This is a genomic window from Rhodococcus sp. 008, assembly GCF_001682295.1.
GTDB classification, from domain to species: domain Bacteria; phylum Actinomycetota; class Actinomycetes; order Mycobacteriales; family Mycobacteriaceae; genus Rhodococcus_F; species Rhodococcus_F qingshengii.
In genome coordinates, this window is sequence record NZ_CP012749.1 from 642,989 (window position 1) to 668,896 (window position 25,908).

Annotated in this window: 28 protein-coding genes; 18 read left to right on the forward strand and 10 right to left on the reverse strand. The window is 62.2% G+C overall.

Features of this window, described 5'->3' with window-relative positions; genetic code table 11:
- Positions 1 to 38 precede the first annotated feature (38 nt).
- Positions 39 to 1,793, reverse strand: a complete 1,755-nt coding sequence (ctaD, locus tag AOT96_RS02950; protein WP_046379038.1) for an aa3-type cytochrome oxidase subunit I — start codon at positions 1,791 to 1,793, stop codon at positions 39 to 41.
- Positions 1,794 to 1,995: 202 nt separating this feature from the next.
- On the opposite strand from ctaD, the gene AOT96_RS02955 reads away from it, so the two are divergent.
- Positions 1,996 to 3,147 carry an NADH:flavin oxidoreductase gene (locus AOT96_RS02955; protein ID WP_065351275.1) on the forward strand — a complete coding sequence of 384 codons (1,152 nt, stop codon included), beginning with the start codon at positions 1,996 to 1,998 and terminating at the stop codon, positions 3,145 to 3,147.
- A 64-nt stretch (positions 3,148 to 3,211) separates the two neighbouring features.
- Here the strand turns inward: AOT96_RS02955 and AOT96_RS02960 are convergent, their stop codons facing one another.
- The gene (locus AOT96_RS02960) at positions 3,212 to 4,060 is read right to left on the reverse strand and encodes an aldo/keto reductase (protein WP_037128502.1); all 849 of its coding nucleotides are present in this window, start codon (positions 4,058 to 4,060) and stop codon (positions 3,212 to 3,214) included.
- 130 nt (positions 4,061 to 4,190) lie between these two features.
- On the opposite strand from AOT96_RS02960, the gene AOT96_RS02965 reads away from it, so the two are divergent.
- From AOT96_RS02965 to AOT96_RS02975, 3 genes are all read left to right on the forward strand, one after another.
- Positions 4,191 to 4,787: a class I SAM-dependent methyltransferase gene (locus AOT96_RS02965; protein WP_050654692.1), complete on the forward strand. Its 597-nt coding sequence runs from the start codon at positions 4,191 to 4,193 to the stop codon at positions 4,785 to 4,787.
- 66 nt (positions 4,788 to 4,853) lie between these two features.
- On the forward strand, positions 4,854 to 6,485 hold the full coding sequence (locus AOT96_RS02970; RefSeq protein ID WP_030535395.1) for an ABC-F family ATP-binding cassette domain-containing protein: 1,632 nt from the start codon (positions 4,854 to 4,856) through the stop codon (positions 6,483 to 6,485).
- Between the two features lie 145 nt (positions 6,486 to 6,630).
- On the forward strand, positions 6,631 to 7,470 hold the full coding sequence (locus tag AOT96_RS02975) for an aldo/keto reductase (protein ID WP_003940402.1): 840 nt from the start codon (positions 6,631 to 6,633) through the stop codon (positions 7,468 to 7,470).
- A gap of 12 nt (positions 7,471 to 7,482) precedes the next feature.
- Here the strand turns inward: AOT96_RS02975 and AOT96_RS02980 are convergent, their stop codons facing one another.
- The 3 genes from AOT96_RS02980 to AOT96_RS02990 all read right to left on the reverse strand — a co-directional run bounded on the left by AOT96_RS02980 (position 7,483) and on the right by AOT96_RS02990 (position 8,963).
- Positions 7,483 to 8,058: a TetR/AcrR family transcriptional regulator gene (locus AOT96_RS02980; RefSeq protein ID WP_003939856.1), complete on the reverse strand. Its 576-nt coding sequence runs from the start codon at positions 8,056 to 8,058 to the stop codon at positions 7,483 to 7,485.
- Positions 8,059 to 8,472: a VOC family protein gene (locus AOT96_RS02985; RefSeq protein WP_021332241.1), complete on the reverse strand. Its 414-nt coding sequence runs from the start codon at positions 8,470 to 8,472 to the stop codon at positions 8,059 to 8,061.
- A gap of 74 nt (positions 8,473 to 8,546) precedes the next feature.
- Entirely contained in the window at positions 8,547 to 8,963 is a 417-nt protein-coding gene (locus tag AOT96_RS02990) for a hypothetical protein (protein ID WP_003940252.1), read from the reverse strand.
- Between the two features lie 109 nt (positions 8,964 to 9,072).
- Here AOT96_RS02990 and AOT96_RS02995 point away from each other — a divergent pair, with 109 nt between their 5' ends.
- The 6 genes from AOT96_RS02995 (at position 9,073) to AOT96_RS03020 (ending at position 14,682) form a co-directional block, all read left to right on the forward strand.
- On the forward strand, positions 9,073 to 9,396 hold the full coding sequence (locus AOT96_RS02995; RefSeq protein ID WP_003940147.1) for a helix-turn-helix transcriptional regulator: 324 nt from the start codon (positions 9,073 to 9,075) through the stop codon (positions 9,394 to 9,396).
- A complete protein-coding gene (locus tag AOT96_RS03000) occupies positions 9,389 to 9,934 on the forward strand; it encodes a hypothetical protein (protein WP_003939943.1) in 546 nt (181 codons plus the stop codon). The genes AOT96_RS02995 and AOT96_RS03000 overlap by 8 nt, the downstream gene beginning before the upstream one ends.
- A gap of 43 nt (positions 9,935 to 9,977) precedes the next feature.
- Positions 9,978 to 10,874 (forward strand): ABC transporter ATP-binding protein, encoded by an 897-nt coding sequence (locus tag AOT96_RS03005; RefSeq protein WP_003939757.1) that lies wholly within the window; start codon positions 9,978 to 9,980, stop codon positions 10,872 to 10,874.
- Complete coding sequence (locus tag AOT96_RS03010; RefSeq protein ID WP_007733417.1) at positions 10,871 to 12,064, forward strand: ABC transporter permease; 1,194 nt, start codon at positions 10,871 to 10,873, stop codon at positions 12,062 to 12,064. The genes AOT96_RS03005 and AOT96_RS03010 overlap by 4 nt, the downstream gene beginning before the upstream one ends.
- 93 nt (positions 12,065 to 12,157) lie before the next feature.
- A complete protein-coding gene (locus AOT96_RS03015; RefSeq protein WP_058226104.1) occupies positions 12,158 to 13,645 on the forward strand; it encodes an acetyl-coenzyme A carboxylase carboxyl transferase subunits beta/alpha in 1,488 nt (495 codons plus the stop codon).
- Positions 13,642 to 14,682, forward strand: coding sequence for a hypothetical protein (locus AOT96_RS03020; RefSeq protein WP_047270909.1), 1,041 nt, complete (start codon positions 13,642 to 13,644; stop codon positions 14,680 to 14,682). The genes AOT96_RS03015 and AOT96_RS03020 overlap by 4 nt, the downstream gene beginning before the upstream one ends.
- A gap of 4 nt (positions 14,683 to 14,686) precedes the next feature.
- On the opposite strand, the gene AOT96_RS03025 is transcribed toward AOT96_RS03020, so the two are convergent.
- Positions 14,687 to 15,544 carry an MFS transporter gene (locus AOT96_RS03025; RefSeq protein ID WP_335739928.1) on the reverse strand — a complete coding sequence of 286 codons (858 nt, stop codon included), beginning with the start codon at positions 15,542 to 15,544 and terminating at the stop codon, positions 14,687 to 14,689.
- A 27-nt stretch (positions 15,545 to 15,571) separates the two neighbouring features.
- Entirely contained in the window at positions 15,572 to 15,958 is a 387-nt protein-coding gene (locus tag AOT96_RS36430; RefSeq protein WP_335739929.1) for an MFS transporter, read from the reverse strand.
- 178 nt (positions 15,959 to 16,136) lie between these two features.
- Between AOT96_RS36430 and AOT96_RS03030 the strand changes: the two genes are divergently transcribed.
- From AOT96_RS03030 to AOT96_RS03040, 3 genes are all read left to right on the forward strand, one after another.
- Positions 16,137 to 18,053 (forward strand): propionyl-CoA synthetase, encoded by a 1,917-nt coding sequence (locus AOT96_RS03030; protein WP_003940009.1) that lies wholly within the window; start codon positions 16,137 to 16,139, stop codon positions 18,051 to 18,053.
- Positions 18,054 to 18,145: 92 nt separating this feature from the next.
- Positions 18,146 to 18,991 (forward strand): mycofactocin-coupled SDR family oxidoreductase, encoded by an 846-nt coding sequence (locus tag AOT96_RS03035; protein ID WP_007733421.1) that lies wholly within the window; start codon positions 18,146 to 18,148, stop codon positions 18,989 to 18,991.
- A gap of 301 nt (positions 18,992 to 19,292) precedes the next feature.
- Positions 19,293 to 19,802 carry a hypothetical protein gene (locus AOT96_RS03040; RefSeq protein WP_223304422.1) on the forward strand — a complete coding sequence of 170 codons (510 nt, stop codon included), beginning with the start codon at positions 19,293 to 19,295 and terminating at the stop codon, positions 19,800 to 19,802.
- 7 nt (positions 19,803 to 19,809) lie between these two features.
- On the opposite strand, the gene AOT96_RS03045 is transcribed toward AOT96_RS03040, so the two are convergent.
- On the reverse strand, positions 19,810 to 20,196 hold the full coding sequence (locus tag AOT96_RS03045) for a DUF1304 domain-containing protein (protein ID WP_003939752.1): 387 nt from the start codon (positions 20,194 to 20,196) through the stop codon (positions 19,810 to 19,812).
- Between the two features lie 87 nt (positions 20,197 to 20,283).
- Here AOT96_RS03045 and AOT96_RS03050 point away from each other — a divergent pair, with 87 nt between their 5' ends.
- Together AOT96_RS03050 and AOT96_RS03055 are read left to right on the forward strand one after the other, a co-directional pair.
- The gene (locus AOT96_RS03050; RefSeq protein WP_065351276.1) at positions 20,284 to 20,868 is read left to right on the forward strand and encodes a TetR/AcrR family transcriptional regulator; all 585 of its coding nucleotides are present in this window, start codon (positions 20,284 to 20,286) and stop codon (positions 20,866 to 20,868) included.
- Positions 20,869 to 20,925: 57 nt separating this feature from the next.
- On the forward strand, positions 20,926 to 21,546 hold the full coding sequence (locus tag AOT96_RS03055; protein WP_063316060.1) for a GNAT family N-acetyltransferase: 621 nt from the start codon (positions 20,926 to 20,928) through the stop codon (positions 21,544 to 21,546).
- Here AOT96_RS03055 and AOT96_RS03060 read toward each other — a convergent pair.
- Positions 21,504 to 22,094, reverse strand: a complete 591-nt coding sequence (locus AOT96_RS03060) for a TetR/AcrR family transcriptional regulator (RefSeq protein ID WP_007733425.1) — start codon at positions 22,092 to 22,094, stop codon at positions 21,504 to 21,506. The two genes, AOT96_RS03055 and AOT96_RS03060, sit on opposite strands and share 43 nt — an antisense overlap.
- A gap of 113 nt (positions 22,095 to 22,207) precedes the next feature.
- Here AOT96_RS03060 and AOT96_RS03065 point away from each other — a divergent pair, with 113 nt between their 5' ends.
- The 3 genes from AOT96_RS03065 (at position 22,208) to AOT96_RS03075 (ending at position 24,552) form a co-directional block, all read left to right on the forward strand.
- Positions 22,208 to 23,446, forward strand: coding sequence for an MFS transporter (locus AOT96_RS03065; protein WP_003940229.1), 1,239 nt, complete (start codon positions 22,208 to 22,210; stop codon positions 23,444 to 23,446).
- Between the two features lie 134 nt (positions 23,447 to 23,580).
- Positions 23,581 to 24,027 carry a hypothetical protein gene (locus AOT96_RS03070; RefSeq protein ID WP_021332236.1) on the forward strand — a complete coding sequence of 149 codons (447 nt, stop codon included), beginning with the start codon at positions 23,581 to 23,583 and terminating at the stop codon, positions 24,025 to 24,027.
- Positions 24,028 to 24,183: 156 nt separating this feature from the next.
- The gene (locus AOT96_RS03075) at positions 24,184 to 24,552 is read left to right on the forward strand and encodes a VOC family protein (protein ID WP_003939994.1); all 369 of its coding nucleotides are present in this window, start codon (positions 24,184 to 24,186) and stop codon (positions 24,550 to 24,552) included.
- A gap of 4 nt (positions 24,553 to 24,556) precedes the next feature.
- Here the strand turns inward: AOT96_RS03075 and AOT96_RS03080 are convergent, their stop codons facing one another.
- The gene (locus AOT96_RS03080; RefSeq protein WP_031330882.1) at positions 24,557 to 25,903 is read right to left on the reverse strand and encodes a cryptochrome/photolyase family protein; all 1,347 of its coding nucleotides are present in this window, start codon (positions 25,901 to 25,903) and stop codon (positions 24,557 to 24,559) included.
- Between the last annotated feature and the right edge of the window lie 5 nt (positions 25,904 to 25,908).

Sequence of the window (25,908 nt, forward strand, 5' to 3'; positions counted from 1 at the left end):
ATATTATCAGATTAATTAGTGCAGCAACTATTATTGCACTAATCAATCTGGCGACGATCGTCACTCTTCTCCAACGTCGACGTGGGTTGCCCGGTGAGACCCACGTGCGCTTCCGCCCTCATTCGCTCCACCATGTGCGGGTAGTGCAGCTCGAACGCCGGACGCTCACTGCGGATGCGCGGTAACTCGGTGAAGTTGTGACGCGGCGGCGGGCAGGTGGTTGCCCACTCCAGCGAGTTTCCGTAACCCCACGGATCGTCGACGGTGACCACCTCGCCGTAGCGGTAGCTCTTGAAAACGTTCCAGATGAACGGAAGCGTCGAGGCACCGAGCACGAAGGCAAAGATCGTGGACACCGAGTTCAGCACCGTGAACCCGTCAGAGGGCAGGTAGTCGGCATAGCGACGCGGCATCCCCTCGCCGCCGAGCCAGTGCTGAACGAGGAACGTGCCGTGGAAACCGACGAACGTGGTCCAGAAGTGCCACTTGCCGAGACGCTCGTCCATCATGCGACCGGTCATCTTCGGGAACCAGAAGTAGATACCGGCGTACGTGGCGAACACGACCGTACCGAAGACCACGTAATGGAAGTGGGCGACGACAAAATACGTGTCGGTGACATGGAAGTCGATCGGCGGGCTCGCGAGAATGACACCCGACAGACCACCGAACAGGAAGGTGATCAAGAAGCCGACCGAGAACAGCATCGGCGACTCGAAGGTCAACTGCCCCTTCCACATCGTGCCGATCCAGTTGAAGATCTTCACACCTGTCGGCACGGCGATCAGGAACGTCATGAACGAGAAGTACGGCAGGAGAACAGCACCCGTCGCGTACATGTGGTGAGCCCACACCGCGATCGACAGAGCTGAAATCGCCAGTGTCGCATAGACCAATCCGGTGTACCCGAAGATCGGCTTACGGCTGAAGACCGGGAAGATCTCCGAGACGATACCGAAGAACGGCAGCGCGATGATGTACACCTCGGGGTGACCGAAGAACCAGAACAGGTGCTGCCACAACAGAACTCCACCCGACGCAGGGTCGAAGATGTGTCCACCGAGGTGACGGTCGACGAACAGACCCATGAACGCAGCGGTCAGCAACGGGAACGCCATCAAGATCAGAATGCTGGTGATGAAGATGTTCCACGTGAAGATGGACATCCGAAACATCGTCATGCCTGGTGCGCGCAGGCAGATCACGGTGGTGATCATGTTGACCGCACCGAGAATGGTGCCGAGGCCACCGACCGTCAGACCGAAGACCCACAGGTCGGCGCCGACGCCGGGACTGTGCACCGCACCCGACAACGGGGTGTACGCGGTCCAACCGAAGTCGGCAGCGCCGCCCGGCGTGAGGAATCCGCCGAGAACGATGAGACCACCAAAAGTGAAGAGCCAGAACCCGAATGCGTTCAGACGCGGGAACGCCACGTCCGGGGCACCGATCTGCAGCGGAAGTATGTAGTTCGCGAAGCCGAAAACGACGGGCGTCGCGTACAGCAGCAACATGATCGTGCCGTGCATGGTGAACAACTGGTTGAACTGCTCGTTCGAGAGGAACTGCATCCCGGGGACAGCCAGTTCCGCACGCATGAACAGGGCCATCAGGCCGCCGATCAGGAAGAACACGAAAGCCGTGATCATGTACATGATCCCGATCTTCTTGTGATCGGTGGTCTTGATCATGTCGAACATCCACGACCCCTTGGGATCACGGCGCTTCGGGTACGGCCGCTCCGGAATCGGCTCCAACTCTCCGGTCCGCTCGTCCGGCACCGTTGTCGTCATGCTCGCGCGTCCTCTTTCGTGCTCGATACCGCCTCAAGAACTTTCCGCACGACCATATCGCATGTTAATAGTTAATGCACAAACTAAGTGTGGTCGACGTGAGCATCTATCGAAAACCGAACGTACGCAACCTTTTGCAGATTTCGGTGAGATAAAGTCAGGCGGCGGAATAGGTCGAGGGTCCGCCGCGTTGAACAAACCCGTGACTCTTCCCGACACATCGACAGCACCCGAGGCCTCCGCGTTGCGCGGCCTCTTCGAGCCTTTCGAGGTCAAATCACTCTCGTTGCGTAACCGTTTCGCCATGGCCCCGATGACGCGCGCCTTCTCGCCGGACGGAATCCCCGGCGCCGACGTAGCCGAGTACTACCGTCGTCGCGCAGCAGGTGGTGTCGGCTTGATCATCACCGAAGGCACGTACATCCCGGACCCGGCAGCCGGCCCGCACACCCGCGTACCGCGCATCTACGGCGATTCGAGCCTGGGTGGCTGGAAGTCGGTTGTCGACGCCGTCCACGCCGAAGGCGGATCGATCATTCCTCAGCTGTGGCACCTCGGAGTCGAACGCGGCGAGAACTCGCGCCTGAACCCCGAGGTCGAAACCGTCAGCCCCTCCGGCCTGGCACTGGACGGCACCCGCCTGGGACGAGAATTCACCACCTCTGACCTCGACGACTTGAAGCAGTCGTGGGTCGACGCCGCACTCAACGCGAAGAACACCGGCTTCGACGGTCTCGAGTTGCACGGAGCACATGGCTACCTGCTCGACGAATTTCTCTGGGCGGGAACCAATGTCCGAACCGACGGATACGGCGGATCACTCGAGGCCCGCACCCGTTTCCCGGCCGAGGTCGTCGCCGCAATCCGAGAGGCCGTCGGGGACGAGTTCGCGATCGTCTACCGATTCTCGCAGTGGAAGTCCGGCCATTACGACGCTCGTATCGCCCAGAGCCCGGCAGAACTCGGCCGCATCCTCACTCCCCTGGTCGACGCCGGCGTCGACGTTCTGCATCCGTCCACGAGGCGTCATTGGGAACCGGCATTCACTGAACTCGACGGTGAAGACGGCACACTCGGCCTCGCCGGTTGGACGAAGAAGCTGACCGGGTTGCCGACCATCACCGTCGGTTCGGTCGGACTCGATTCCGTGTTCACGACGGCATTCACCGGCGAAGCTGCATCTGCCGTCACCGGGCTGGAGCGTCTCGAAGCTCAGTACGAGAGGGGTGAATTCGACATGGTTGCCATCGGGCGCGCGCTGCTCGCCGATCCCGAGTGGGTCGAGAAGCTCCGCACCGGACGCGCGGACGAGCACATCGCATTCACCGCAGAACATCGCACGCACCTGAACTGACCTCGCACGACAAAACGGCACTCCCGCAATTGCGGGAGTGCCGTTTGTGGGTCTGCCGGAAGTACTAGCTGCCGAGCGTGACCGGGTCGGGGCCGATGCGGCCGGCCGGGTCGTCGAGAGCACCGATCGCGTTGATCTGTTCCGGTGTCAGTTCGAATCCGAAGACATCGAAGTTGGCGGCGATACGTTCGGGGGTCACCGACTTCGGAATCACCACGTTTCCGATCTGCAGGTGCCAGCGAATGATCACCTGAGCCGCGGTGACGCCATGAGCGTCGGCGATAGCGGTGATGACGGGGTCGCCGAGAACGGTTCCCTGTCCGAGCGGGCTCCACGCTTCCGTCGCGATTCCCTTGCCGGTGTGAAAGGCGCGCAGTTCTGCCTGGTTGAACTTGGGGTGAAGCTCGATCTGATTGAGGACCGGCACCTCACCGGTTTCGCCGATGACGCGCTCGAGGTTCTCGATGGTGAAGTTGGAGACGCCGATGGATCGAACCCGTCCGTCGGCCTTGAGCTTCTGGAATGCCTTGAACGTCTCGACGTACAGGTCCTTGGACGGAACCGGCCAGTGGATCAGGTACAGGTCGAGGTACTCGAGACCCAACTTGTCGAGGCTCGCGTCGAATGCCGCAAGCGTCGAGTCGTAGCCTTGGTCGTCGTTCCACAGTTTTGTCGTGATGTAGAGGTCTTCGCGGGCGATGCCGGATTCGGCGATCGCGCGGCCGACGCCCACCTCGTTGCCATAGATCTTGGCGGTGTCGATACTGCGGTAGCCGGTCTTCAGGGCTGTGGAGACGGCTTCCTGCGTCTCGTCGTCCGGAACCTGGAACACACCGAATCCGAGTGCGGGGATCGTCTTACCGTCGTTCAGAACAATGGTCGGTACAGAGGTCACATCGTTGGTCTCGGTCATATGTGGATCCAACGCACGGGTGCCAGGAGGCATTCCCCACCGAACCTCCTCTTCGCACCCTTGTCGCACCCGAAATGCCGGTCTACCTTGGAATACAAGTAATCGAATCGCCTCGAGAAAAGAGAGAGCGATGAATCTCGGATATCGTCTCGCCTACAAGGTCGGCGTCACTCCGTGGGAGCACACCGGGCACGGGTTCGACGCTCAACTGTCCGGCCTTCTGGATGCGATTCCCGTCCCGGAAGGTGGCCGTGCACTCGATATCGGTTGCGGCACCGGACGCCATTCCATCGAGCTGGCGCAACGCGGGTGGCACGTCACCGGCGTCGACGCCGAACAGGAACCGCTGGACAAAGCGCGCATACACGCGCGTGAAGCACACGTCGACGTCCGGTTCCTCCACGAGGACGCGGCAGACCTGCACATTGCCGTCGACGGCGGGCACATGCTGGTGCTCGACATCGGCTGTTTTCACGGGCTCACCGATCATCAACGGCGGGACTACGGGAGATCCGTAAACGCGATCACCGCACCCGGGGCGTCCATGGTGATGTTCGCATTCGGACCGGGGCACCGTTGGCCGATGCCACACGGCGTCTCGGAGGAGGACGTCATGCGAGCATTCGACGGTTGGTCGATGGCCTCGAGCATGGCCGCGGACGTGAGTGAATCGCCACTTCCGGTCCGTGCGGCACATCCGTGCTGGTATCACCTGGTCCGTGGCTGACTGCTGTGCGCCTTTATTAACCGCCCGCGGTTAATAAAGGCGCACAGCACCGGGGATACTTCTCAGGTGACTGCAACACTGCGCATCAGCGGCCTCTCTGCTTCCCGGGGAGAACGCACCCTGTTCTCCGACCTCGACCTCACCGTTGCCCCCGGCGACGTCATCGGCCTCGTCGGCGCGAACGGCGCCGGCAAGTCGACGCTTCTCACCGCACTGGCCGGAATCGGAACCGCCGACGTCGAAGGTTCGATCATCCTCAGCCCGCCGGATGCTGCGGTCGGTTACCTCGCGCAGGAACCCGATCGCATCGAGGGTGAGACCGTCCTCGAGTTCCTCGGCCGCCGCACCGGCGTCGCCCACGCCGAGGAAGTCATGAACGCCGCAGCCGAAACCCTGGCCGAAGCCGAAGAGGATCTGTACTCCCCGGCACTGGAACGCTGGCTCGCTCTCGGCGGCGCCGACCTGCTCGAGCGCGCCGAGAAGGTGGTCGAAGAACTCGGTCTCGGAGTTCCACTCGATGCACATATGACGGCATTGTCCGGCGGTCAGGCCGCGCGCGCCGGCCTCGCGTCACTGTTGCTTTCGCGCTACGACATTCTCTTGTTGGACGAGCCCACCAACGATCTCGACCTACGCGGTCTCGAGCAGTTGGAGCGATTTGTCGCCGAGACGCGCGCAGCACTGGTTGTCGTGAGCCACGATCGCGAGTTCCTCTCGCGCACCGTCACCGGAATCGTGGAACTCGATCTGGCACAACAGGACATCGCCGTGTACGACGGCGGCTACGAGTCGTACCTCGCCGAACGCGAGATCGCCCGCCAGCACGCACGCGAGGCGTTCGAGGAATACGCAGGCACCCGCTCCGATCTCGAAGATCGCGCACAGATGCAGCGCAACTGGATGGAACACGGCGTCCGCAACGCGCGTCGTAAAGCCAAGGACAACGACAAGATCGGACGCGGATTGCGGACCGAGTCGACGGAGAAGCAAGCCGCGAAGGCCCGCCAGACTCAACGCCGCATCGAGCGACTCGAAGTCGTCGAGGAACCGCGCAAGGAGTGGGAACTTCGCATGGAGATCGCGGCGGCGCCGCGGTCCGGTTCCGTTGTCGCAACCACGAACGGCGCCAAGGTAACTCGCGGTCAGTTCACGTTCGGTCCGGTCACGACGCAGATCGACTGGGGCGATCGGATTCTCGTCACGGGCGCGAACGGGGCAGGCAAGACCACCCTCCTGAACGTCCTGCTCGGCAAACTCGTCCCGGACGAGGGCATCGCGTCGCTGGGTTCCGGTGTCGCGATCGGTGAGATCGATCAGGCGCGTGGATTGTTCGAAGGTGATCAACCAGTCGTGGAGGCCTTCGGTGCGCAGGTTCCGGACTGGCCCGATGCCGATGTCCGCACTCTCCTCGCCAAGTTCGGCCTGCGCGGACACCACGTACTCAGATCTGCCGCTTCCCTGTCCCCCGGCGAGAGAACAAGGGCTGCACTTGCTTTGCTCCAGGCTCGCGGCGTGAACCTACTGGTACTGGACGAGCCGACGAACCATCTCGACCTTCCGGCGATCGAACAGCTCGAGCAGGCAATGGAGTCGTTCGAGGGAACCCTCCTTCTGGTCACTCACGATCGACGCATGCTGCAGTCCACCCGAAGCACGCGCCGGTGGAGAATGGAGAACGGACAGCTCTTCGAGGAGTAGCCGATCGACTCTGCTTGCGCAGACAACCCGCGTGTGCAACTATTTATCAGGCGCACGCAATAGTTGCATGCGCGGCATAGGTGGCCCGCGGATGACATGATCCCCCGTCGAGCTGCCACATCCCAGTCCCGAAAGGCACTCTTCAATGTTGTCGATCCCCGACCGCACACTGACTCACGGAACCACCGGCGAGCCGATCACCATCCCGCAACTCGGGTACGGCGTTTTCCAGGTACCGGACGCACAGACCGAAGAGGTCACTGCCGCAGCTCTCGAGATCGGCTACCGCCACATCGACACGGCCGCGATCTACGGAAATGAAGCCGGGGTCGGCCGCGCCATCGCAGGTTCGGATATCCCTAGGTCAGAGCTGTTCGTCACCACCAAGCTGTGGAATGACGATCAGGGCCACGACCGAACACTCGCCGCTTTCGACACCAGCCTCGACAAGCTCGGACTCGACTACGTCGACCTCTATCTGATTCACTGGCCCGCGCCGGCAAAGGGCCTGTTCGTCGAGACCTGGGCGGCATTCGAGCAAATTCTCGCCTCCGGCCGCACCCGTGCGATCGGCGTGTCCAACTTCCTGCCCGAGCACCTCGAACTGCTGGCCCAGCACAGCGCGACCACCCCGGCCGTCAACCAGATCGAATTGCACCCCAGACTGCAACAGCACACTTCTCGGGAGTACGCCCAGAGTCGCAGCATCGAAATCGAGGCTTGGAGCCCATTGGGACAAGGAACCATCCTCGACGACCCGGCCATCGGGAAAATTGCTGCAGCACACGGCAAGAGCCCGGCACAGATAATTCTGCGCTGGCATCTCGAACAGGGTCACACCGTTCTGTCGAAGTCGGTCACGCCTGCACGCATGCGCGACAACGCCGCAATCTTCGACTTCGCACTCGATGCCGACGAGTCAGCGGCCATCGCAGCGCTGAACACCGACAGCCGTGTCGGGCCTGATCCAGTCGAATTGAACTGAATCGAAACGGCTTCAAGAATTTTCGTGGGGAGTCAACGTCAGCAGCACAGAATCGACGGACTGCTCGGCCAGGAGCGCGTCCAGCGGTAAGTGACGGAACAACGCTCGGTAATAGATCGGCGACGCCAGCGCGTCCAGGACGAAGTCCAGGTCGAAGTCGCTCCGTATGTCGCCGCGTAGGCGCGCCGATTCCAGCACTGCCGCAGTGGAATCGCGTCGAGGCTGAAAGAATGCCGACTGGAAATCCCGCGCCAATTCCGGGTCCGCCGCCAGATCCGCGACCAACGCGGGCAGGATCCGCCCGACTACCGTTTCGCTCAGCCCCACAACCAATGTCGTGATGCCGGCGACCAGGTCTGCCCTGAGATCGCCGGTGTCCGGCGTTGGATCAGTGCCGATGTGCGCCACGACGACGTCCACCACCAGATGCCGCTTCGACGGCCATCTCCGGTAGATGGCGGGTCGATGCACGCCCGCTCTCGTCGCCACCGAACCAATCGACAGCTCCGCATATCCGTTCTTCCCCAACAACTCCAGGGTTGCCGCCAGAACGGCGTCGTCGATCCGCTCGTCGCGGGCGCGCACCATCTACAGCACCGGCCGCGGCATGAGCACCAGACGCCAGCCGTCGGGATCTTCGAAAGTCATCCCCGCATTCTCCTCCCAGTACGGATTCTCGGCGCCAACGGGTTCGTGCCCTGCTTCCCCCAACCTCTGAACTACCTCGTACATCGCCGACTCGCCGGCGAAGTAGAGCACCAACAGGTTGTCCTGCGTCGGCGCCGGGCACGGGCTTCCGTCTTCGTGGGTCGTGAATTCGAGGTGATAGTTCGAATCCGGCAGACCCAGCATGATTCCGTCGTACCCGGCATGACCGGAGAACCGGTAGAGCTCTGGCAATCCCAGACAGTCGCGATAGAACGCAATCACGTCGTCGAGCCTGTCGGTGGGTCGCGCTACGCGCACTTGCACTACTGCGAGGTCGTTCGGCCAAGTTGTCATTCCAAAACAGTACAGTACGTACCGTAATGTTTCGAGAAAATGGCTGCCAGCCTCCCGACGGCAGCTCGCTTCAACTACAAGCGATCATTCTCCGGAAACGCCGCCTTGGGCATGAACTTCGGCCTGGCGAACAGCACAGACAGTTTAGTGGGCTGCGACTCCACCGGGCGATCGGACCGGTACAGCAACGCCTGCTGCGGGGTACTCACCCATTCACTGGCGAAGATCTCACCGAGGCGCGAAACCGGCACGTGCGACCCGTCCTCGAGTCGAACGGTGACGTCCGCCCCGATGTCCGACTGGCCGTACACGACCCACCACGATTCGCCTTCCACATCCCCCGGAGTGTGCTGCCCGATACCGATGACTGCACCCTTCTCCATCGGATCGCGCCAGACCGCTTCGCGCCCTTGCGGTCCCACGCAGTAGCTACCATCCTCGCGCACCTGCACGACCAGGCCGGACTCTTCGAGCACCAACTGTTCGACCACTATGCCAAGCCCCTTCCGTTGCCCGAACCTTATCCGCCGGCACGCCCCAGAAGCGGAACAATCGCGGTTCGTGTTGACAAACTGTTGGGTTTTTACAACACTTTGATGCATGAGCCCAGTCCGGCGGGGAGACGCGCTCCCCATCTTCAATCGCATCGGAGTGCTTCGCGCCGAGCGGAAGATGAGCCGGGCACAGCTTGCGCAACTCGTCGACGTGAATCCGCAGACGGTGGGGGCACTCGAACGCGGTGACCACTACCCCAGCCTGGATCTTGCATTCCGAATCTGCTGGGTGTTCGACCTCCCGGTGGAGGCGGTGTTCTCCCGGACGGAGTTCGGGCCGCTGTCGACGGAGGTCTACCGGAATGCACCGTCGACGGAGGTCTACCGATCTGACCGCACTACCGAGGGGAGTGAAAAGCCAAGTGCCTGAATCAAATCTGATCGACCGCTACCAGGCCCACCGCACTCGGCGGTTCCTGCAGAACGAGGAGACGTTCCGACATTGGCTCCCGAATTGGCGAACCCGTCGACGTCGGCGCGTACTCGTCGTCGCCTTGGCGGTCCTGTTCACCACGATGGTTGCCGTCAGCACAGCATGCCTGTTCAATCCGCTCTTCGCCGTGGCATGGCCGGTCCTCACCCTGCTGTTCCTGCCGACGTGGTCCTCACTTCAAATCGTGTCGGGCCGGCAAGGGGATGCTCCGCGGCAGGCGTTGGACGAATGGGAGATCCAGCAACGCAACGACGCTCGCTCCGTCGGGCTCAGCGTGACCCAAACGTTGGTCTTCATTGTCGCCATTTTCCTCATTTTCACCTCGTCGGTGCAGTGGAATGTAGAGAGGCTGCCTTACACGGGAGGTTTATTGGCACTGACTGCAATGCTGATCGGCGCGTGCACGCCCGCGATGATTCTCTCGTGGACCAATCCAGACCCGGATCCGATTGATTCGGAAGAGTTCGATCTCTGACCCGTATTACCGAAGCGCACCACTCGACCGATGGGAAGGACCCATGTCAGCCACCCTCACGATCGACGGCATCTCGAAACGCTACGGCGACGTCGTCGCACTCGACAACCTGAGTTTCGAAGTGCGCCCAGGCGAGATCTTCGGATTCGTCGGCAGCAACGGCGCCGGCAAGACGACCACGATGCGCATTGCGCTGGGTGTGCTCGGAGCAGATTCGGGAGAAGTTCGCCTCGGCGGCAAACCCGTCGACCTCGACGTGCGTCGCACTATCGGATACATGCCGGAGGAACGCGGCCTCTACCCCAAGATGAAGGTGGGAGCGCAACTTTCCTATCTGGCCGAGCTACACGGACTGTCGAAGGCCGACGCGCACGCGGCCACTGAGCGGTGGACCGAACGTCTGGGCATCGCCGAACGCGTCAAGGACACCGTCGATTCCCTGTCCCTCGGTAATCAGCAACGTGTGCAGCTCGCGGCGGCGCTGGTTCACGACCCATCGGTACTCGTTCTGGACGAACCGTTTTCGGGCCTCGACCCCGTAGCAGTCGATGTCATGAGTGACGTGCTGGTCGAGAAGGCTCGCACCGGCGTTCCCGTAATCTTCTCCAGCCATCAGCTGGATCTGGTGGAGCGCCTGTGCGATCGCGTGGGCATCATCAGCCGCGGCAGCATGCGAGAGATCGGAACCGTCGACGAGCTACGAGGCAAGGGCGACGGCCGAATCGAAGTCTTCGCCCCTGACGCGCCGGTCGGTTGGGCACACCATCTGATCGGTGTCACCACACTGAGCCACCTCGACGGCCGAACGCTCCTGAGCGTCGACGGCACGGCCGACGATCAGCAGATCCTGCACGCAGCATTGAAAACCGGACCGGTGCACGAGTTCACGCTACGACGTCCGTCACTGACCGATCTGTTCCGAGAGGTAGTAGCCGCATGAGCAACCAGTTGAGCGGAGGTCGAGCCATCGGGTTGGTCGCCCGACGCGAATTCATGACGCAGATCTCGAAGAAGAGTTTTGTGATCAGCAACGTCATCATTCTGGTCGCGATCATCGGCGGCATCATCGCCTTCTCGCTCTTCTCCGGCGGCGACGAGGACAAGTCGAAGATCGGCTTGGTCGGCAACCAATCACTCAGTGCCACGATGGTGTCCATCGGCGACACCCTCGGAAATCCGGTGACGGTAACGGAGGTTTCCGACGACGGCACCGCGCGTGATCAAGTCAAGGACGGCGACCTCGACGTGGCCGTGATCGCTGGATCGGGCGGCGGCGTCACTGTCGTGACCAAGAAGGAAGTAGCCACGAATCTGCGGGCCGTCATCGAGAGTTCCGTTGCACAGCAGGCACAATCGAATGCGCTTTCCGCTGCGGGGATCGACCCGGCTCAGCTCGCCGAAGCCACGTCCACCGCAGTGGTCACCATCGATGCCATCGATCCCCCGGATCCCGAACAGGGCCAACGTATAGCGATGTCGATCGCTGCTGTGGTGCTCCTGTACATGCAGATCCTGTTGTTCGGAACGTACGTGGCGATGGGCGTCGTCGAGGAGAAGTCCAGCCGTGTCGTCGAGTTGCTGCTCTCCACTCTCCGTCCACTGCAGTTGTTGTGGGGCAAGGTTCTCGGAATCGGTGCTGTCGGCCTGATGCAGATGGCTGCCTATGCCGTCGCGGGCGTCGCCACCGGACTGGCGACGGGCGTCCTGACCGTGACGGGCACCGCAATCGGCGTTCTGTTCGGCACTCTCGGGTGGTTCATTCTCGGCTTCCTCTTCTTCGCCGTGCTGTACGCCGCGGCCGGGTCCATGGTCTCGCGACAGGAGGACGTCAACGCCACCGCGATGCCTCTCGCGCTGCTCGTCATGGCAATGGTCAGCGTGGCTTTCGTTTCGGTGAGCAATCCAGAAGGAACCCTGAGCAACGTGTTGAGTTGGATTCCGCCGTTCTCGGCAATCCTCATGCCCCTGCGCATTTCCGCCGGTGTTGCTTCTCCGTTCCAGATCGTGGGAACGATTCTGCTGATGCTGGTGGTGACCGCTGCGCTGTCGATGATCGCGGCAAAGATCTACCAGCGCTCCATCCTTCGCATCGGCAAGGTCGTGTCATGGAAAGAGGCGTTCGGACGCTGATTCTCCAGCGCACAACTGGCGCCACGCGATCCCGGCGGCACCCCGTCCAGGTAGGTTCATCCTGGACGGGGTGCTGCTTACTTGGAGGACGTTGTGCGAATCTCGGCCGAAGAACTACTCACTGCGGTACTCGATCCCGAGAGCTTCGTCTCCTGGGACTCCCCGCCCGTCGACGTCGGACCTGGCGCGAAATACGCGGAAGACCTGGCGAAGGCCCGCGAGAAGAGCGGAGTTGACGAGTCCGTCGTCACCGGTGTCGGTACCGTTCGGGGACGTCGGGTCGCGGTAATTGCCTGTGAATTCAGCTTTCTCGCCGGTTCGATCGGAGTTGCTGCAGCCGAGCGGATCGTGACCGCTGTCGAACGTGCTACGGCAGAACAACTCCCGCTGCTGGCCTCGCCAACCTCCGGCGGAACGCGGATGCAGGAGGGCACCGTGGCGTTCGTTCAGATGGTGAAGATCGCTGCGGCAGTGGCTGTTCACAAAGCGGCACACCTGCCCTACCTGGTTTACCTGCGCAATCCCACCACCGGCGGGGTCTTTGCCTCGTGGGGATCCCTCGGCCACATCACCGTCGCGGAACCCGGTGCTCTGGTGGGATTCCTCGGACCCCGTGTCTACGAATCCCTGTACGGCGAAAAGTTTCCCGACGGTATCCAGACGTCCGAGAATCTGTATCGCAACGGCGTGATCGACGGCGTCGTCCCCGTCGACCGCCTCCGTCTGCTGGTCAACCGAGCGTTGTGCGTGCTCACCGATCCCCCGGCCCCGGCGGCCACGGACCCGATTCCCTCACCCAAGATTCCCGATGTTCCCGCCTGGCAGTCGGTGATGCTCTCGCGCCGGGCCGATCGACCCGGCATCCGGCAGTTGCTCCGCCATGCCGCAACTGAACAGGTACCGCTCAGCGGCACCGGGCAGGGTGAAACCGACAAGACGATCTTGCTCTCGCTCGCCCGCTTCCGAGGCTTTCCGTGCATCCTGCTCGGCCAGGACCGCAGTGGCCAATCCGCGCTCACCACGATGGGACCGGCCGCGCTCAGGGAAGCGCGACGGGGCATGAAACTTGCCGAAGAACTACAACTCCCGCTTGTCCTAGTGATCGACACATTGGGCGCGTCGCTGTCCAAAGAAGCTGAAGAACGTGGACTGGCCCCTGAGATCGCCCGTTGCATCGCCGACCTCGTGACGCTGAAGACCCCGACAGTGTCGGTGTTGCTCGGCCAGGGAACAGGCGGCGGGGCGCTCGCGCTGCTGCCCGCCGATCGGGTACTCGCGGCACAGAACGGGTGGCTCGCTCCCCTGCCGCCGGAAGGCGCAAGCGCGATCGTCCATCGCGACATCAGTCACGCACCGGAGATGGCGGCAGCGCAGGGCATTCGTTCGTTGGATCTGCTTCGAGACGGCGTGATCGACGCGATCATTCCCGAAACGCCTGACGCGGCCGACGAACCCGTGGAATTCTCCAAGAGGGTAGGGGCTGCGATAGCGCACGAACTCTTCGTGCTTGCCGAAGAGTCGGACACCGATCGCCAGTCCTCCCGTATCGCGCGCTATCGAAACCTGGGAGTTCCGCAATGACGACGAAGGACCGGAATGCGCTGACGCTGCCGCACAGTTACGACCGCGCGGCACTCGCTCGTTTCGAATTGTTCCTGTTCGCGGGCATCGCCACCGTGCTGATCACCCGCGCATATCTGGCGGCAACGGGCTATCCCCAGATCGGGGGCGGCGCCCTCCACATCGCACACGTTCTCTGGGGCGGATTGCTGATGGCCGTAGCCATCGTGGCGACCGCCATCACCGAAGGCTCTCGCACGCGTGACCTGGCCACGCTCGTCGGCGGAATCGGGTTCGGTCTCTTCATTGACGAGGTCGGAAAATTCGTCACCGCCGATGTCGATTACTTCTACCAGCCTGCCATCGCGATCATGTACGTCGTCTTCGTTCTCTTCTATCTTGCCGCGCGCGAGGTGGTGATTCGGCGCGGAATGAATGATCGTCATCGGCTCGCCATCGGGGCGCGCGCGCTCTCGGACCTCGCTCTCGGTCAGCTCGACGAGATCCAGTACAACCACGCCCTCCGCGTACTCGACGGCGTCGAAGACCGCAGCCTCACCGACCTCGTCGATTCGATCAAAGCCGGCCTGCATTCACAGACTCCGCCGACCGGCGGTATCGAATCGAAGATCACTCGTGGCCGCAACGCGTTCTTCCACCGTGCCGAGGAACTGCTCCGGCACCGGGTCGTCCGCCGACTGGTACTGACCCTGTTCGTACTGCAGGCTCTTCTGGCGATTGTCCAGGTGATCTACGCGTTGGTTTCCGAGAACGTCGTCGAGGCCGACGACGTCTCCGACCTGGTGGTCCAGATCTCCACCGTCACAACCGGAGTTCTTGTGGTTCTGGGAGTGTGGTTCCTCTTCCGAGGTCCGTACCTGCGAGCATTAAGGCTCCTGCGTGCATCCCTCATCGTGAGCCTCCTGGTGACGCAGGTTTATCTGTTCACGCAGGACCAGTTCGGCGCGCTTTTCGGTTTCGCAGTGTCGCTGTTCATGCTCGCGACTCTTCGCATCGCGATTCGTAGCGAAGAGGCCGCCGCGGCTCTACCGCAGTAATCCTCTACCGCAGTGGGACTGCAGGCCGACTCGGTAGATCGCGGATCCCGCGGAGCGGGCTGAAGAGCAGGACCAATCCGCACGGCGCGATCAGGCAGGCCATGATCCACATCGTCCCGCGCGGTCCCACTGCGTCGCCGAGGTAGCCTGCCGTCAGAGCACCGAGCGGAATGCTGCTGTGCAGCAGGAACATACTCGTTGCCACCACTCGTCCGAGGCGGTCCGGCGGACAGTAACTTTGACGGAAACTGCCGAGCACCACGTTGCACGACACGACGCCCGCAACCATCACCATGCCGCCGATGCAGAACCAGAACAGGCCGGCACCGTACGTCGTCAGAGGTGCTAACAGGATGAACGGTCCCGTCACCAACTGACAGGTGAGAACGCTTCGGGCAGTGCCGAATCTGCGGCCGAGCGGGCGCGCGATCATCGATCCGACAATTCCGCCCACCCCGGCAATCGCCAGGAGAAGCCCGAGTCCGAACTCCCCCACGCCAACCGTCTTTTCCAGGAACACGATCTGGATCGTGGAGTACCCAGTGAGACCGAAATTGAGCAGAGTGCCGTAGACGACGATCGACCGCAGATACGGATCACCGGCGACGAATCGCAGTCCGAGCGCAATCTGGCGTCGCAACGGTTCTCGCTGATTCCGTCCGCGATGGACGGTCTCCTGCACACGAATCAGCCAGATGCATACGAAGCAGAAGGCGAACGTGAACGCGTCGACAACCAGACCGGCCGCGAGCCCGACAGTTGCAACCACCAGCCCACCGACGCTTGGGCCGATCACCCGAGTTGCGGCCTCAGCGCCCTGAATCTTCGAGTTCCCTTCGACAAGATCCGCTTCGGCGAGCACCGTGGGGAGATACGAGTGATAGGCCGCCTAGAAGAAGACGGTGGCTGTACCGGTGAGCAGCGCGACCAGGAGCAGGTGGCCGTATGTCATCGCCTCCAGGAAGCCGGCGATCGCGATGCTCGCGAAGAACAGCGCGCACGCAGCGTTCGCGATCATCATGATCGGGCGCCGAGGCAGCCGGTCGATCCAGGCACCGGCTGGTAGTCCGACGATCAACCACGGCAACCACACTGCCGATGCCAGCACACCGATCCGGAAGCTACTCGCGTCCAGTTCGCGAAGCGCGATCAGCGGCAGTACGACGGTCGTGACACCGTTTCCGATACCGCTGACTGCGTCGCCGGTCCACAGAAGTCGGAAGTCACGCAGAGCGAGGACTCCCCAGAAGCCTGCGCGTTGCGCTGCACCTGTCACATCGATCCCCCCTTTCAGTCCCTGCCCTATCCCACCCCTGCGCGCCACTGGCCGACGGGACAGGCCCGCCCGGCGCAAAGGGACGGTACCCGCACCGCTACTGAGGCGCACCGCACTGACGGTGACCTAAGGTGTTTCAGGTCACCGGTAAGCGAAGTTCACGAGAGGACACACGTCGATGAGCTCTTCCGAGCAGGCGTCCCACACCACGTATGCCGACGCATATCGCGAGAGCATGGATCAGCCGGAGAAGTTCTGGCTCGACGCTGCGCGGGCCGTCGACTGGGATGTCGCCCCCACCAAGGCTCTCGACGACTCTGCCGCGCCGATCTATCGCTGGTTCCCGGATGCTTCGCTCAACACCAGCTTCAATGCCCTCGATCGGCACGTCCGCGACGGCCGCGGCGATCAGACCGCGTTGATCTTCGACTCCGCGATGGTACCCACCAAGGCCACGTACACCTACGCCGAATTGCTCGAGCAGGTCTCACTCTTCGCCGGCGTCTTGAAAGATCAGGGTGTGGTGGCGGGCGACCGCGTGATCATCTACATGCCGATGATCCCCGAGGCTGCGATCGCGATGCTCGCGTGTGCGCGAATCGGCGCTGTGCATTCGGTGGTGTTCGGCGGCTTTGCGGCCAAGGAGCTCGCAACGCGAATCGACGACGCCGGTCCAGTGGTGCTCGTGACGGCGTCCGGCGGCCTCGAACCCGGACGAACAATCGAGTACCTGCCGATGGTCGAGAAGGCTCTGCAACTGTCCGCCACTCCCGCGCACACCGTGATCGTGAAGAATCGCGAGCAGATTCCCGGTGCAGCTTCCGACTACAAGTCAAGTGCCGCAGCCTGGTTCGACTGGGACGAGCTGATCGCCGACGCCACCCCGGCCGACCCGGTGTCGGTCGCCGCGACGGATCCGCTCTACATCCTCTACACCTCGGGAACGACCGGTAAGCCCAAGGGCGTCGTCCGGGACAACGGTGGCCATGCCGTTGCGCTGACGTGGACCATGAAGAATCTGTACGACATCAGCCCAGGACAGGTGTGGTGGACCGCCTCCGACGTCGGCTGGGTGGTCGGCCACTCCTACATCGTCTACGGACCGTTGCTCGCCGGAGCCACGACGGTCATGTACGAAGGCAAGCCCGTCGGCACCCCCGACGCCGGTGCGTTCTGGCGCATCATTTCCGAATACAACGTGTCGGCACTCTTCACCGCTCCGACAGCGATCCGCGCGGTCCGCAAGGCCGACCCGGACGCAAAAGAGCTTGCCAAGTACGACATCTCGTCGCTCGACACACTGTTCGCGGCCGGCGAGCGCTTGGATCCCGACACCTACGAGTGGGCTACTCGGATTCTCGATCGCCCGGTGGTCGATCACTGGTGGCAGACCGAAACCGGTTGGGCCATCTGCGCGAACCTGCGCGGCCTCGAACCGATGGAGATCAAAGCGGGCTCACCCACCGTCGCCTGCCCCGGATACCGCGTCGAAATCGTCGACGGCAAGGGCGAACTCGTGGGTCCGGGCACCGAGGGCAACATCGTGATCGGCCTGCCGCTTCCTCCCGGAACACTCGCCGGACTGTGGCGTGACGAGGACCGGTACGTGAAGTCCTACCTGTCGACTTTCGAAGGGTATTACCTCACCGGCGACTCCGGGTACATCGACGAGGACAACTACGTCTTCGTGCTCGGACGAAGTGACGACGTGATCAACGTTGCCGGACATCGCCTTTCGACCGGAAGCATGGAGGCCGTCGTCGCCGGCCACCCGGCTGTCGCCGAATGCGCGGTCATCGGCATTCACGACGAACTCAAGGGGCAACGGCCGAGCGGTTATGTCGTGCTCAAGTCCGGCGTCGACATCGATCCCGAAACACTCCGACAGGAACTGGTCGCGCGGGTGCGAGACCAGATCGGTGCCGTCGCCACGTTCCGGGACGTCACCGTCGTCGCCGCACTACCGAAGACTCGTTCCGGCAAGATCCTCCGCAAGACCATGCGGCAGATCGCCGACAACGAGGAGTACACGGTCCCGTCGACCATCGAGGACGCGAGCGTATTGGACGAGTTGTCCAAACTCCTTCGCGGATAAGGATTCAGCGAATTCCCCTGTCTGTCTGCCTCCGGACGTAGCAGTATGAACACGTTCCAGTTTCGGCGATTCACACGGGCAGGGGAAGTTCGATGGGCAATTTGGACGGTCAGGTCGCATTCATCACCGGAGCGGCGCGTGGTCAAGGGCGCGCGCATGCCGTCAAGCTCGCGTCCGAGGGCGCGGACATCATCGCGGTGGATCTCTGCGCGCCGGTCGCAACGGCGGGGTACGACATGGCCACCGAAGCCGACCTCGCCCAGACCGTCGCCCTGGTCGAAGCTCAGGGCCGGCGTATCGTCGCATCCGTCGCGGACACTCGCGACCTCGATGCCCTGAAATCAGCGGTCGACGCCGGAGTCGAGAAACTCGGCCGACTGGACATCGTGATCGCCAACGCGGGAATCGCGGCGTCGGCGAAATTGTCCTGGGACCTGAGCGCCGAAGAGTTCCGCGAGCTGATCGATATCAACGTCACCGGCGTCTGGTTGACGACCAAGGTGTCGATTCCGCACATCATGAACGGCAATCGAGGTGGATCCATTGTGTTGATCAGCTCGATGGCCGGGCTTCGAGGCGTGCCGGGGATTGCACACTACTCCGCGTCCAAGCACGCCGTTCGGGGGTTGGCGAAGTCTCTGGCCAACGAACTCGGCTGGGCAGACATCCGAGTCAACTCCGTACACCCGGGCAATGTGCGAACGACGATGATCGACAACGAACCGATGGTTCGTGCGTTCCGTCCAGACTTGGAGAATCCTGTCCTCGCCGATACCGCTCCGATCATGTCGAAGCTGAATCTGCTGCCCCACCCGTGGGTCGACCCCGAGGTGATTGCGGATGCGGTGTTCTATCTGGTGGGGCCGGCAGGCCGCGGGATCACCGGCATCGCGTTGCCGATCGATCTCGGCACCTCGGAAAAATTCGCCGGCGGCTGAAGGCCCGAACTGATGCAGAATTGCCTCTGCCGGATGGGTCTCGAGCACCATCCGGCAGAGGCAATTCCGGCTTGATCAAGCCTTCGTAGCAACAGAACAAGTAGTCGACAACCTCATAGGCGCTCCTCGTCTGGCGTGGGACAAACCGTTGTGGGATGCGCAACAAACCCAAGACCCAGCGTAGAAGCATTTGGCCGCAAACGCGCGTCATTCGGCACTATTTTTTTGGATTCGGGCATACTGGACAACGCTCCCACCACGTATTATGGACCCGAGTTCACACTTACAGGGGGTAGGCACAGTGACGGTCAAATACGCCGTAATGGACCCGATTCACGGAAAAGTCGAGATCTCGTTCGATGTCGACACGGGGGTCGTCGACGTCCGAAACGGCAACTCACACGCTCTGTTGACGCGTCGAGTCGATGCCCCGCGCCGTGAAGGCACACCCATCGGAACGCGCGCCGCCGCCGACTTGTTCTTCACTGTCGGTGGCGATGAAGTCGAACTCACTGTCGGCAAAGGGTTTCTGTCCCGTCGCTCGTACTCTGTCTCGGCACTCGTCGACGGCGTGAGTTTGAACTTCGCCCCAGTCGACGACGCGAACAGTGCATTCACCCGCGACGGATTGCGGATCGGGCACTTCTCCAAGAACGAGGAATCCGATCCCAGACAGACCGACGCAGTCTGGTCGAGCACGCCGAGCACCGACGAACTTGTCATCGGTTACGCCCTGGCCGAAGCCTTCGATTGCGGAGCACTCAACGGCGCTTTTGCGTTGATCGAATCACTGGTGCTCGGCGGCGGATAGAGACCACTCAGAGCAGGTGGATTACCAGCAGAACAACGGCAATAGCTGGGAAAAGCATCTGTACGACGGCTGCGCGGGCTTTGTCGGGAGACGAGAGAATCAGCACCAATCCCGCGGCAACCATCGATCCTGTGCCTGCCAGGACGAGGGCAATTCCGACCGACGCGGAGCCGGTCGCCGCAATCACGATGCCGACCGCCGACACGATCGCCAAGAAAAGGTTGTAAAAGCCCTGGTTGAAGGCGAGCGGCTGCGTGGTGATCGCCTCTTCCTCGGACTTCACGCCGAACGTGGCGCGGGTCTTCGGGGCCGTCCAGAGAATCGATTCGAGGACAAAAATGTACACGTGCACTGCTGCGGCCAGTCCCGCGAAGATGTAGCCGGCGACGTTCATCGGTGAGCTCCTGTTGCTTCGAGTGAATTCTGTATCGTTCAGTCCAATATATACTGGACCGAACGATACAGAAAGAGCGAGGCTTTGATGGGCAGATCACAAGAATTCGACACAACAGCCGTGGTCGCTGCCGCTTTGGACGTTTTCTGGGCACGCGGATACGAAGGTGCCTCACTCGGCGACCTCGAATCCGCGACGGGGCTGAGTCGGTCAAGTCTCTACAACTCGTTCACCAACAAGCGCGGATTGTTCGACGCCGCCGTGCAGATGTACCTCGACCATGTCATCCGGCCACGTCTGCGCAGCCTCACGACAAATCCCGGGGCAGACGCAGTCGACGACTACCTTTCCTCGCTTGCGCAAGCGATCGGCACCATGACCGCCGACTCGCCTCGGCGCGGTTGCCTACTTCTCAATACGGCTGCCGGACTCGGCGCGCACGACGATGCGGCGGCCGCAGTGATCCGCGCGTACCGCCGAGAACTCGCCGACGCGATCAACAGTGGATTACACGCCGCGTTTCCAACCGAGACAGACGCCACGCTCTCAGATCGCACTCGAATCCTTCTCTCCTGCACGGTAAGTGCATTGGTACTCGCACGAGTTGACACCGAAGAGGCCATCGCAACTCTGGAATCTGCGCGCCGACTGAACGCAGACTGGCAGGGATAATGACCGGAAAGCTCACGCCATTGCCCGCCATCAGGCGGGTAGGCGATGATGCTTCACGTGCCCAAGTTGACCACGCCCGCTATCGCCGCTGGATATCTCCGGGGAATGGACCAACCCTCGATCCACGTCGGGACTTTCGCGATTCTCCGACCCTGGACCCGCGACGACGCACCGGCCGTCATGGAAGCCTTTCGCGATCCGTCGATTCAGCGTTGGCACATCCGCCGCGCCGACTCGATCGACGAAGCACGGGGTTGGCTCACCCAGTGGAGAGACGGGTGGGCAAGCGAATCCGAATGCCATTGGGCGATCGCCGCTCCCGAGACAAATGAACTCCTCGGCCGAATCGCAGCAAAGGGGGTGAATTTGTGGGACGGCACTGCCGAGCTCGCGTATTGGGTGACCCCAGCGGCGCGCGGCCGCGGACTGTGCACCCAGTCTGTAACCGCACTGTCCGAGTGGGCATTCCGCGAAGCGGGGTTTCATCGACTGGAACTCGAGCACTCGATCCACAACCCACGATCGTGCCGAGTCGCCACCAAAGCAGGGTTCAGCGAAGAAGGTGTTCGACGAAGCTCCGCCAGGCACGCCGACGGCTGGCACGACATGCACGTCCACGCCCGACTACGTAGCGATCAGCCTTCGGCAACGACCCGCGCCGCGAGGGCAAGCGTCTGATCCACCAATTCCGCAACTCGCTGCGGCACGACCGGTTCGAGGTCGAACAGAATTCGGTAGATGATCGGCGCCACTACATGGTCGACCACCGAATCACCATCCACGCCGGCAGCTTCCGGCCAACGCGCGAGGATCACGTCGATCTGCGTCCGACAGAAGAAGGCACACTTGAACTTCTTCGTACCGTCCGGTGCATGCGTCTGATCGTCGCTCATCAACACGTCACGCAACGAAGCACGACCGACAGGCGCAGACATCTCCTCGAGGTACTCCTGCGCCCAAATCGTCAGATCCCCTCGGAGCGAGCCCGTTTCACGCGGGTCGGCGTCCGGGCGCAATCTCTCGATCGAGACGTCGGCAAAGACTTCGTTGATGTCACCCCACCGCCGATAGATGGTCGACGGGGTCACTCCCGCATCGGTCGCGATCATCGGCACCGTGATCTCGGCTCGATCACGCTGTTCCAACAACTTGCGCGCCGACGCATGCACGGCCTGTTGGATGCGCGCACTACGGCCACCGGGGCGCGGACCTGCGGACGGACTCATAAATCCAATACTAACGCAAAGATGTTGCATTAGGCTACGGCCAGGCGTAGCGTCCCAAACGCAAAGTATTTGCGTTTGAAGTCTTCACCACCCGCACGGGAAGCGCTACGACAATGACAACGACCGTTTCACCTCAGACCGAGAGCACTTCACGCCCACGCCTTGGGCGAGGCGTCGCTTTCACACTCATCGCCGTCATCATCGCTACGTTCCTGGGCGCATCCGCGACCCCGACACCGTTGTACGAGCACTATCAACAGTTGTGGGGATTCTCCTCGCTGGCGTCGACGCTCGTGTTCGGCATCTACGCTCTCGCATTGCTCGCCACGCTCCTGACCGCCGGATCCCTGTCCGATCACATCGGCAGGCGCCCGGTCCTGCTCGGAGCACTCGCGCTCGAGGCAGTCTCGCTCGCGCTGTTCGCCTCGGCCGACGGGTTGACCATCCTGCTCATCGCCCGGGTCGTACAGGGTGTTGCCACCGGCGCTGCAATCAGTGCTCTGGGTTCGGCATTGATCGACCTCGAACGCACTCCGGGCCGAGGATCGATCATCAACAGCGTCGCTCCGACGATGGGGCTTGCAGTCGGAGCAGTGGGTTCGAGCCTCATCAGCGAGCACCTGCCCCGGCCCACCAGCACTGTCTACCTGGTCCTTCTCGTGCTTGTCATTCTCGAGATCTTCGGAGTATGGGCCGCTCCCGAGACTTCGGGCGGACGCCCCGGAGCCTGGCAGTCCCTGCGCCCCACACTGGCCGTTCCTCGTCAGGCGCGCACGATGATTGCCCTGACCGCACCGTGCCTGATCGCGGTCTGGGCGCTGGGAGGTTTCTACCTCTCACTCGGACCTGCATTGGCGCGCAACGCACTTGACGTTCACAGCTCCCTCATCGGTGCCATCATGGTTGCAACACTGACAGGATTCGGAGCGGCAGCAGTACTCACCTTCCGCAAACTCGGCGGCCGGACCGTGATGCTGATCGGAACCACCGCCTTGGTGCTCGGGGTGGCCGTCACACTCATCGGTGCTGAAACATCCTCTGCCGTATTGATTCTGGTCGGTACGGCTGTTGCAGGTATCGGCTTCGGAGCAGGATTCCAAGGAACTATCCTCACCGTCATGCCGCTGGCCGAGAACCACGAACGCGCGGGTTTGTTGTCCACCGTCTACGTCATCGCATATCTGGCCAACAGTCTTCCCGCCTTGCTGGCCGGCTACCTGGTCGGCAAGGTCGGATTGGTGGATACGACGCGTGGCTACGGAGCACTCGTCATGGTGCTCGCGGCGGCCGCACTGATCGGACTGCTGGTCACCGGCGAGCGAAAGGTCGAAGCCGTCTCGGTGTCGGAGTAGGTGTCCCCCGATCGGTGGACACACCGTTCCGCCTGCACAGGGTCCGGGGAGTGGACATACGACATCGATCTGCTCCGACATAGTTGTCTTCGAGAGAGCCAACCGAACGCTCACCCGGACAAAGGACACCGTCGATGACGAACCCACGCTACGTAGTTGCCGCAATCACAGCTCTGGCCGCCGGCGCCCTCACGTTGGGATTGAGCGGAATCGCCAGTGCCGGAACCCTTCCCACAACCGGCAACAGCATCACGATGACGATCAGCAACGACACCGAACAGACAATTCATCTCGAAGGCGCCGACAACCCCTACGGACAGTGGATGCAGAGCCCACGCCAGTCGCTCGCTCCCCACGAGACCGAAATCGTCACGGCGTACAACCAGGACCCGCGCGGCCTGACGGTCGACGTCGTCTATTCCACTCCCGGCGGCGGACAAGCCGTCTTCATGGCCAACGACTATCCGCAGTTCGACACCGACGGAACCCGCACCACCGACCCTGATCACTACTTCATCTCGAGCTACATCGACGGCTACTACCCGAACCTGAGCGTCGGGTACCACCTCAGTGCGGTGTGACTGCAGCAGTCGTCATAAGTAATCCATCTGCCTCTCAGACGCACTTGTTCTTGGACATTCGTCCGGCGCGCGGGGATTGTTGAACGCAGCCCCGCACGACCAGGCACACGCCCCGTTGCCGGTGGCCCGAACATCAACGGGAGAGGGAAAACCACAGTGCGACTACCCAACCAGTTTCTGATCTACGTCAGCGATGCCGCCTCCGCAGCAGCGTTCTACGGCGAATTGTTCGACGCGAAGCCTGAGGTCCTCAGCCCTCGGTACATGACCTTCGACCTCGGCGGCGGTGTGGTCCTTGCACTGTGGAGCGGCAAGTCCCGCGACCTCGATCCCGCGACGCCGCGCAATTTCGAAGTCGGCATCTTGGTCGACGGCGGGAGCAACGAAATTCGGGCGATCCACGACGAGTGGGTGGCCAAGGGAGTCGAGGTCGTCGAAGAACCCAACGAAGATGTCTTCGGTCTGACGTTCGTCATTTCAGATCTGGACGGAAACCGCGTCCGCGTAGCGCCCGCAGATCACTGAGCACTCAGCCTTTGATCTCGCCGTACCGGCGCAAGGCTTCCTCACGCTCGTGCGCGTGATCGACGATCGGGTCCGGGTAGTCGACTGGGCGCATCGCCTTCAACGAGTGGACGGCCTTCCCGGGAACATCGCGAAGTTCGGGGACCCACCGACGGACGTATGTGCCGTCGGGATCGAACTTCTCCCCTTGCGTGATCGGGTTGAAGACGCGGAAGAAAGGCGAAGCATCCGTACCCGACCCGGCAGTCCACTGCCACCCGTGCTGATTGGAGGCCAAGTCACCGTCCACCAGTTGCGACATGAAGTACCGTGCGCCGCGCCACCACGGAATGTGCAGGTCCTTCACCAGGAATGACGCGACGATCATTCGGACCCGATTGTGCATCCAGTTCTCGGCGGCGAGTTGCCGCATGCCGGCATCCACGATCGGGAAGCCGGTCTTGCCTTCACACCAGGCCGTGAAGGCGGCGTCTGCGTCGACTCCCTCGTCGTGACGTAAACGGTCGAACTTGTCGTCGTAGTTCTTCCGCGCGCTGTCGGGGCGCTGAAACAGGATGTCTGCGTAGAAGTCTCGCCAAGCAAGCTGGCGACGGTACGCCTGAGCGCCGTCTCCGAGTCGCTTGGAGAGATCTGCCAACATGGTTCTCGGATGAATCGTGCCGTACTTGAGCGGGATCGACATCCGACTCGTGGTGTCGAGGTCGGGGCGATTTCGTTCGTCGTCGTACCGGTCAAGATCGTTCTCGCAGTATTCTTTCCACTGTTCGAGCGCACCGGTCTCACCGACGACATCGCTGACGGTGCCGGACGGCGCGGGGATACTCACCCGGCGCGGGCCACCGTCCTTCTCGCTCGGATCGAACCAACGGACCGTCCCCGCATCGGTCGACGCGGGGCCCCGCCAACCATGTTCCATCCACTGACGGAAGTACGGCGTGAACACCTTGTACGGATCACCGTCCGCCTTGGTGACGCGTCCGGGCGCCACGGCATATGGTGACCCGGTGGCGATCAACTCCACCTTCTCGGCCACGGCCGCGTCGCGCCGTCGGCCGTAGGGCCCGTAGTCGGCACTGATGTGAACTTCTTCGGCGCCAACGGATTCCGCCACGCGGGGCACCACGTCTGCCGGATCACCTCGAACAACCATCAATCGTCCGTCGAGCTGGTTATCGAGTGCCGACAAGTTGGCGAACAGTTGATTCTGGCGGGGTGAGCCTGCCGGTCCGAGCAACTTCTCGTCGAGGACGAACAAACCCAACGTCTGTCCGCCGGCATCCGCCGCTGCAGTCAGAGTCGGAAGATCACCGACCCTCAGATCGCGTCGAAACCAGATCACAGAGTTACTCACCCAGT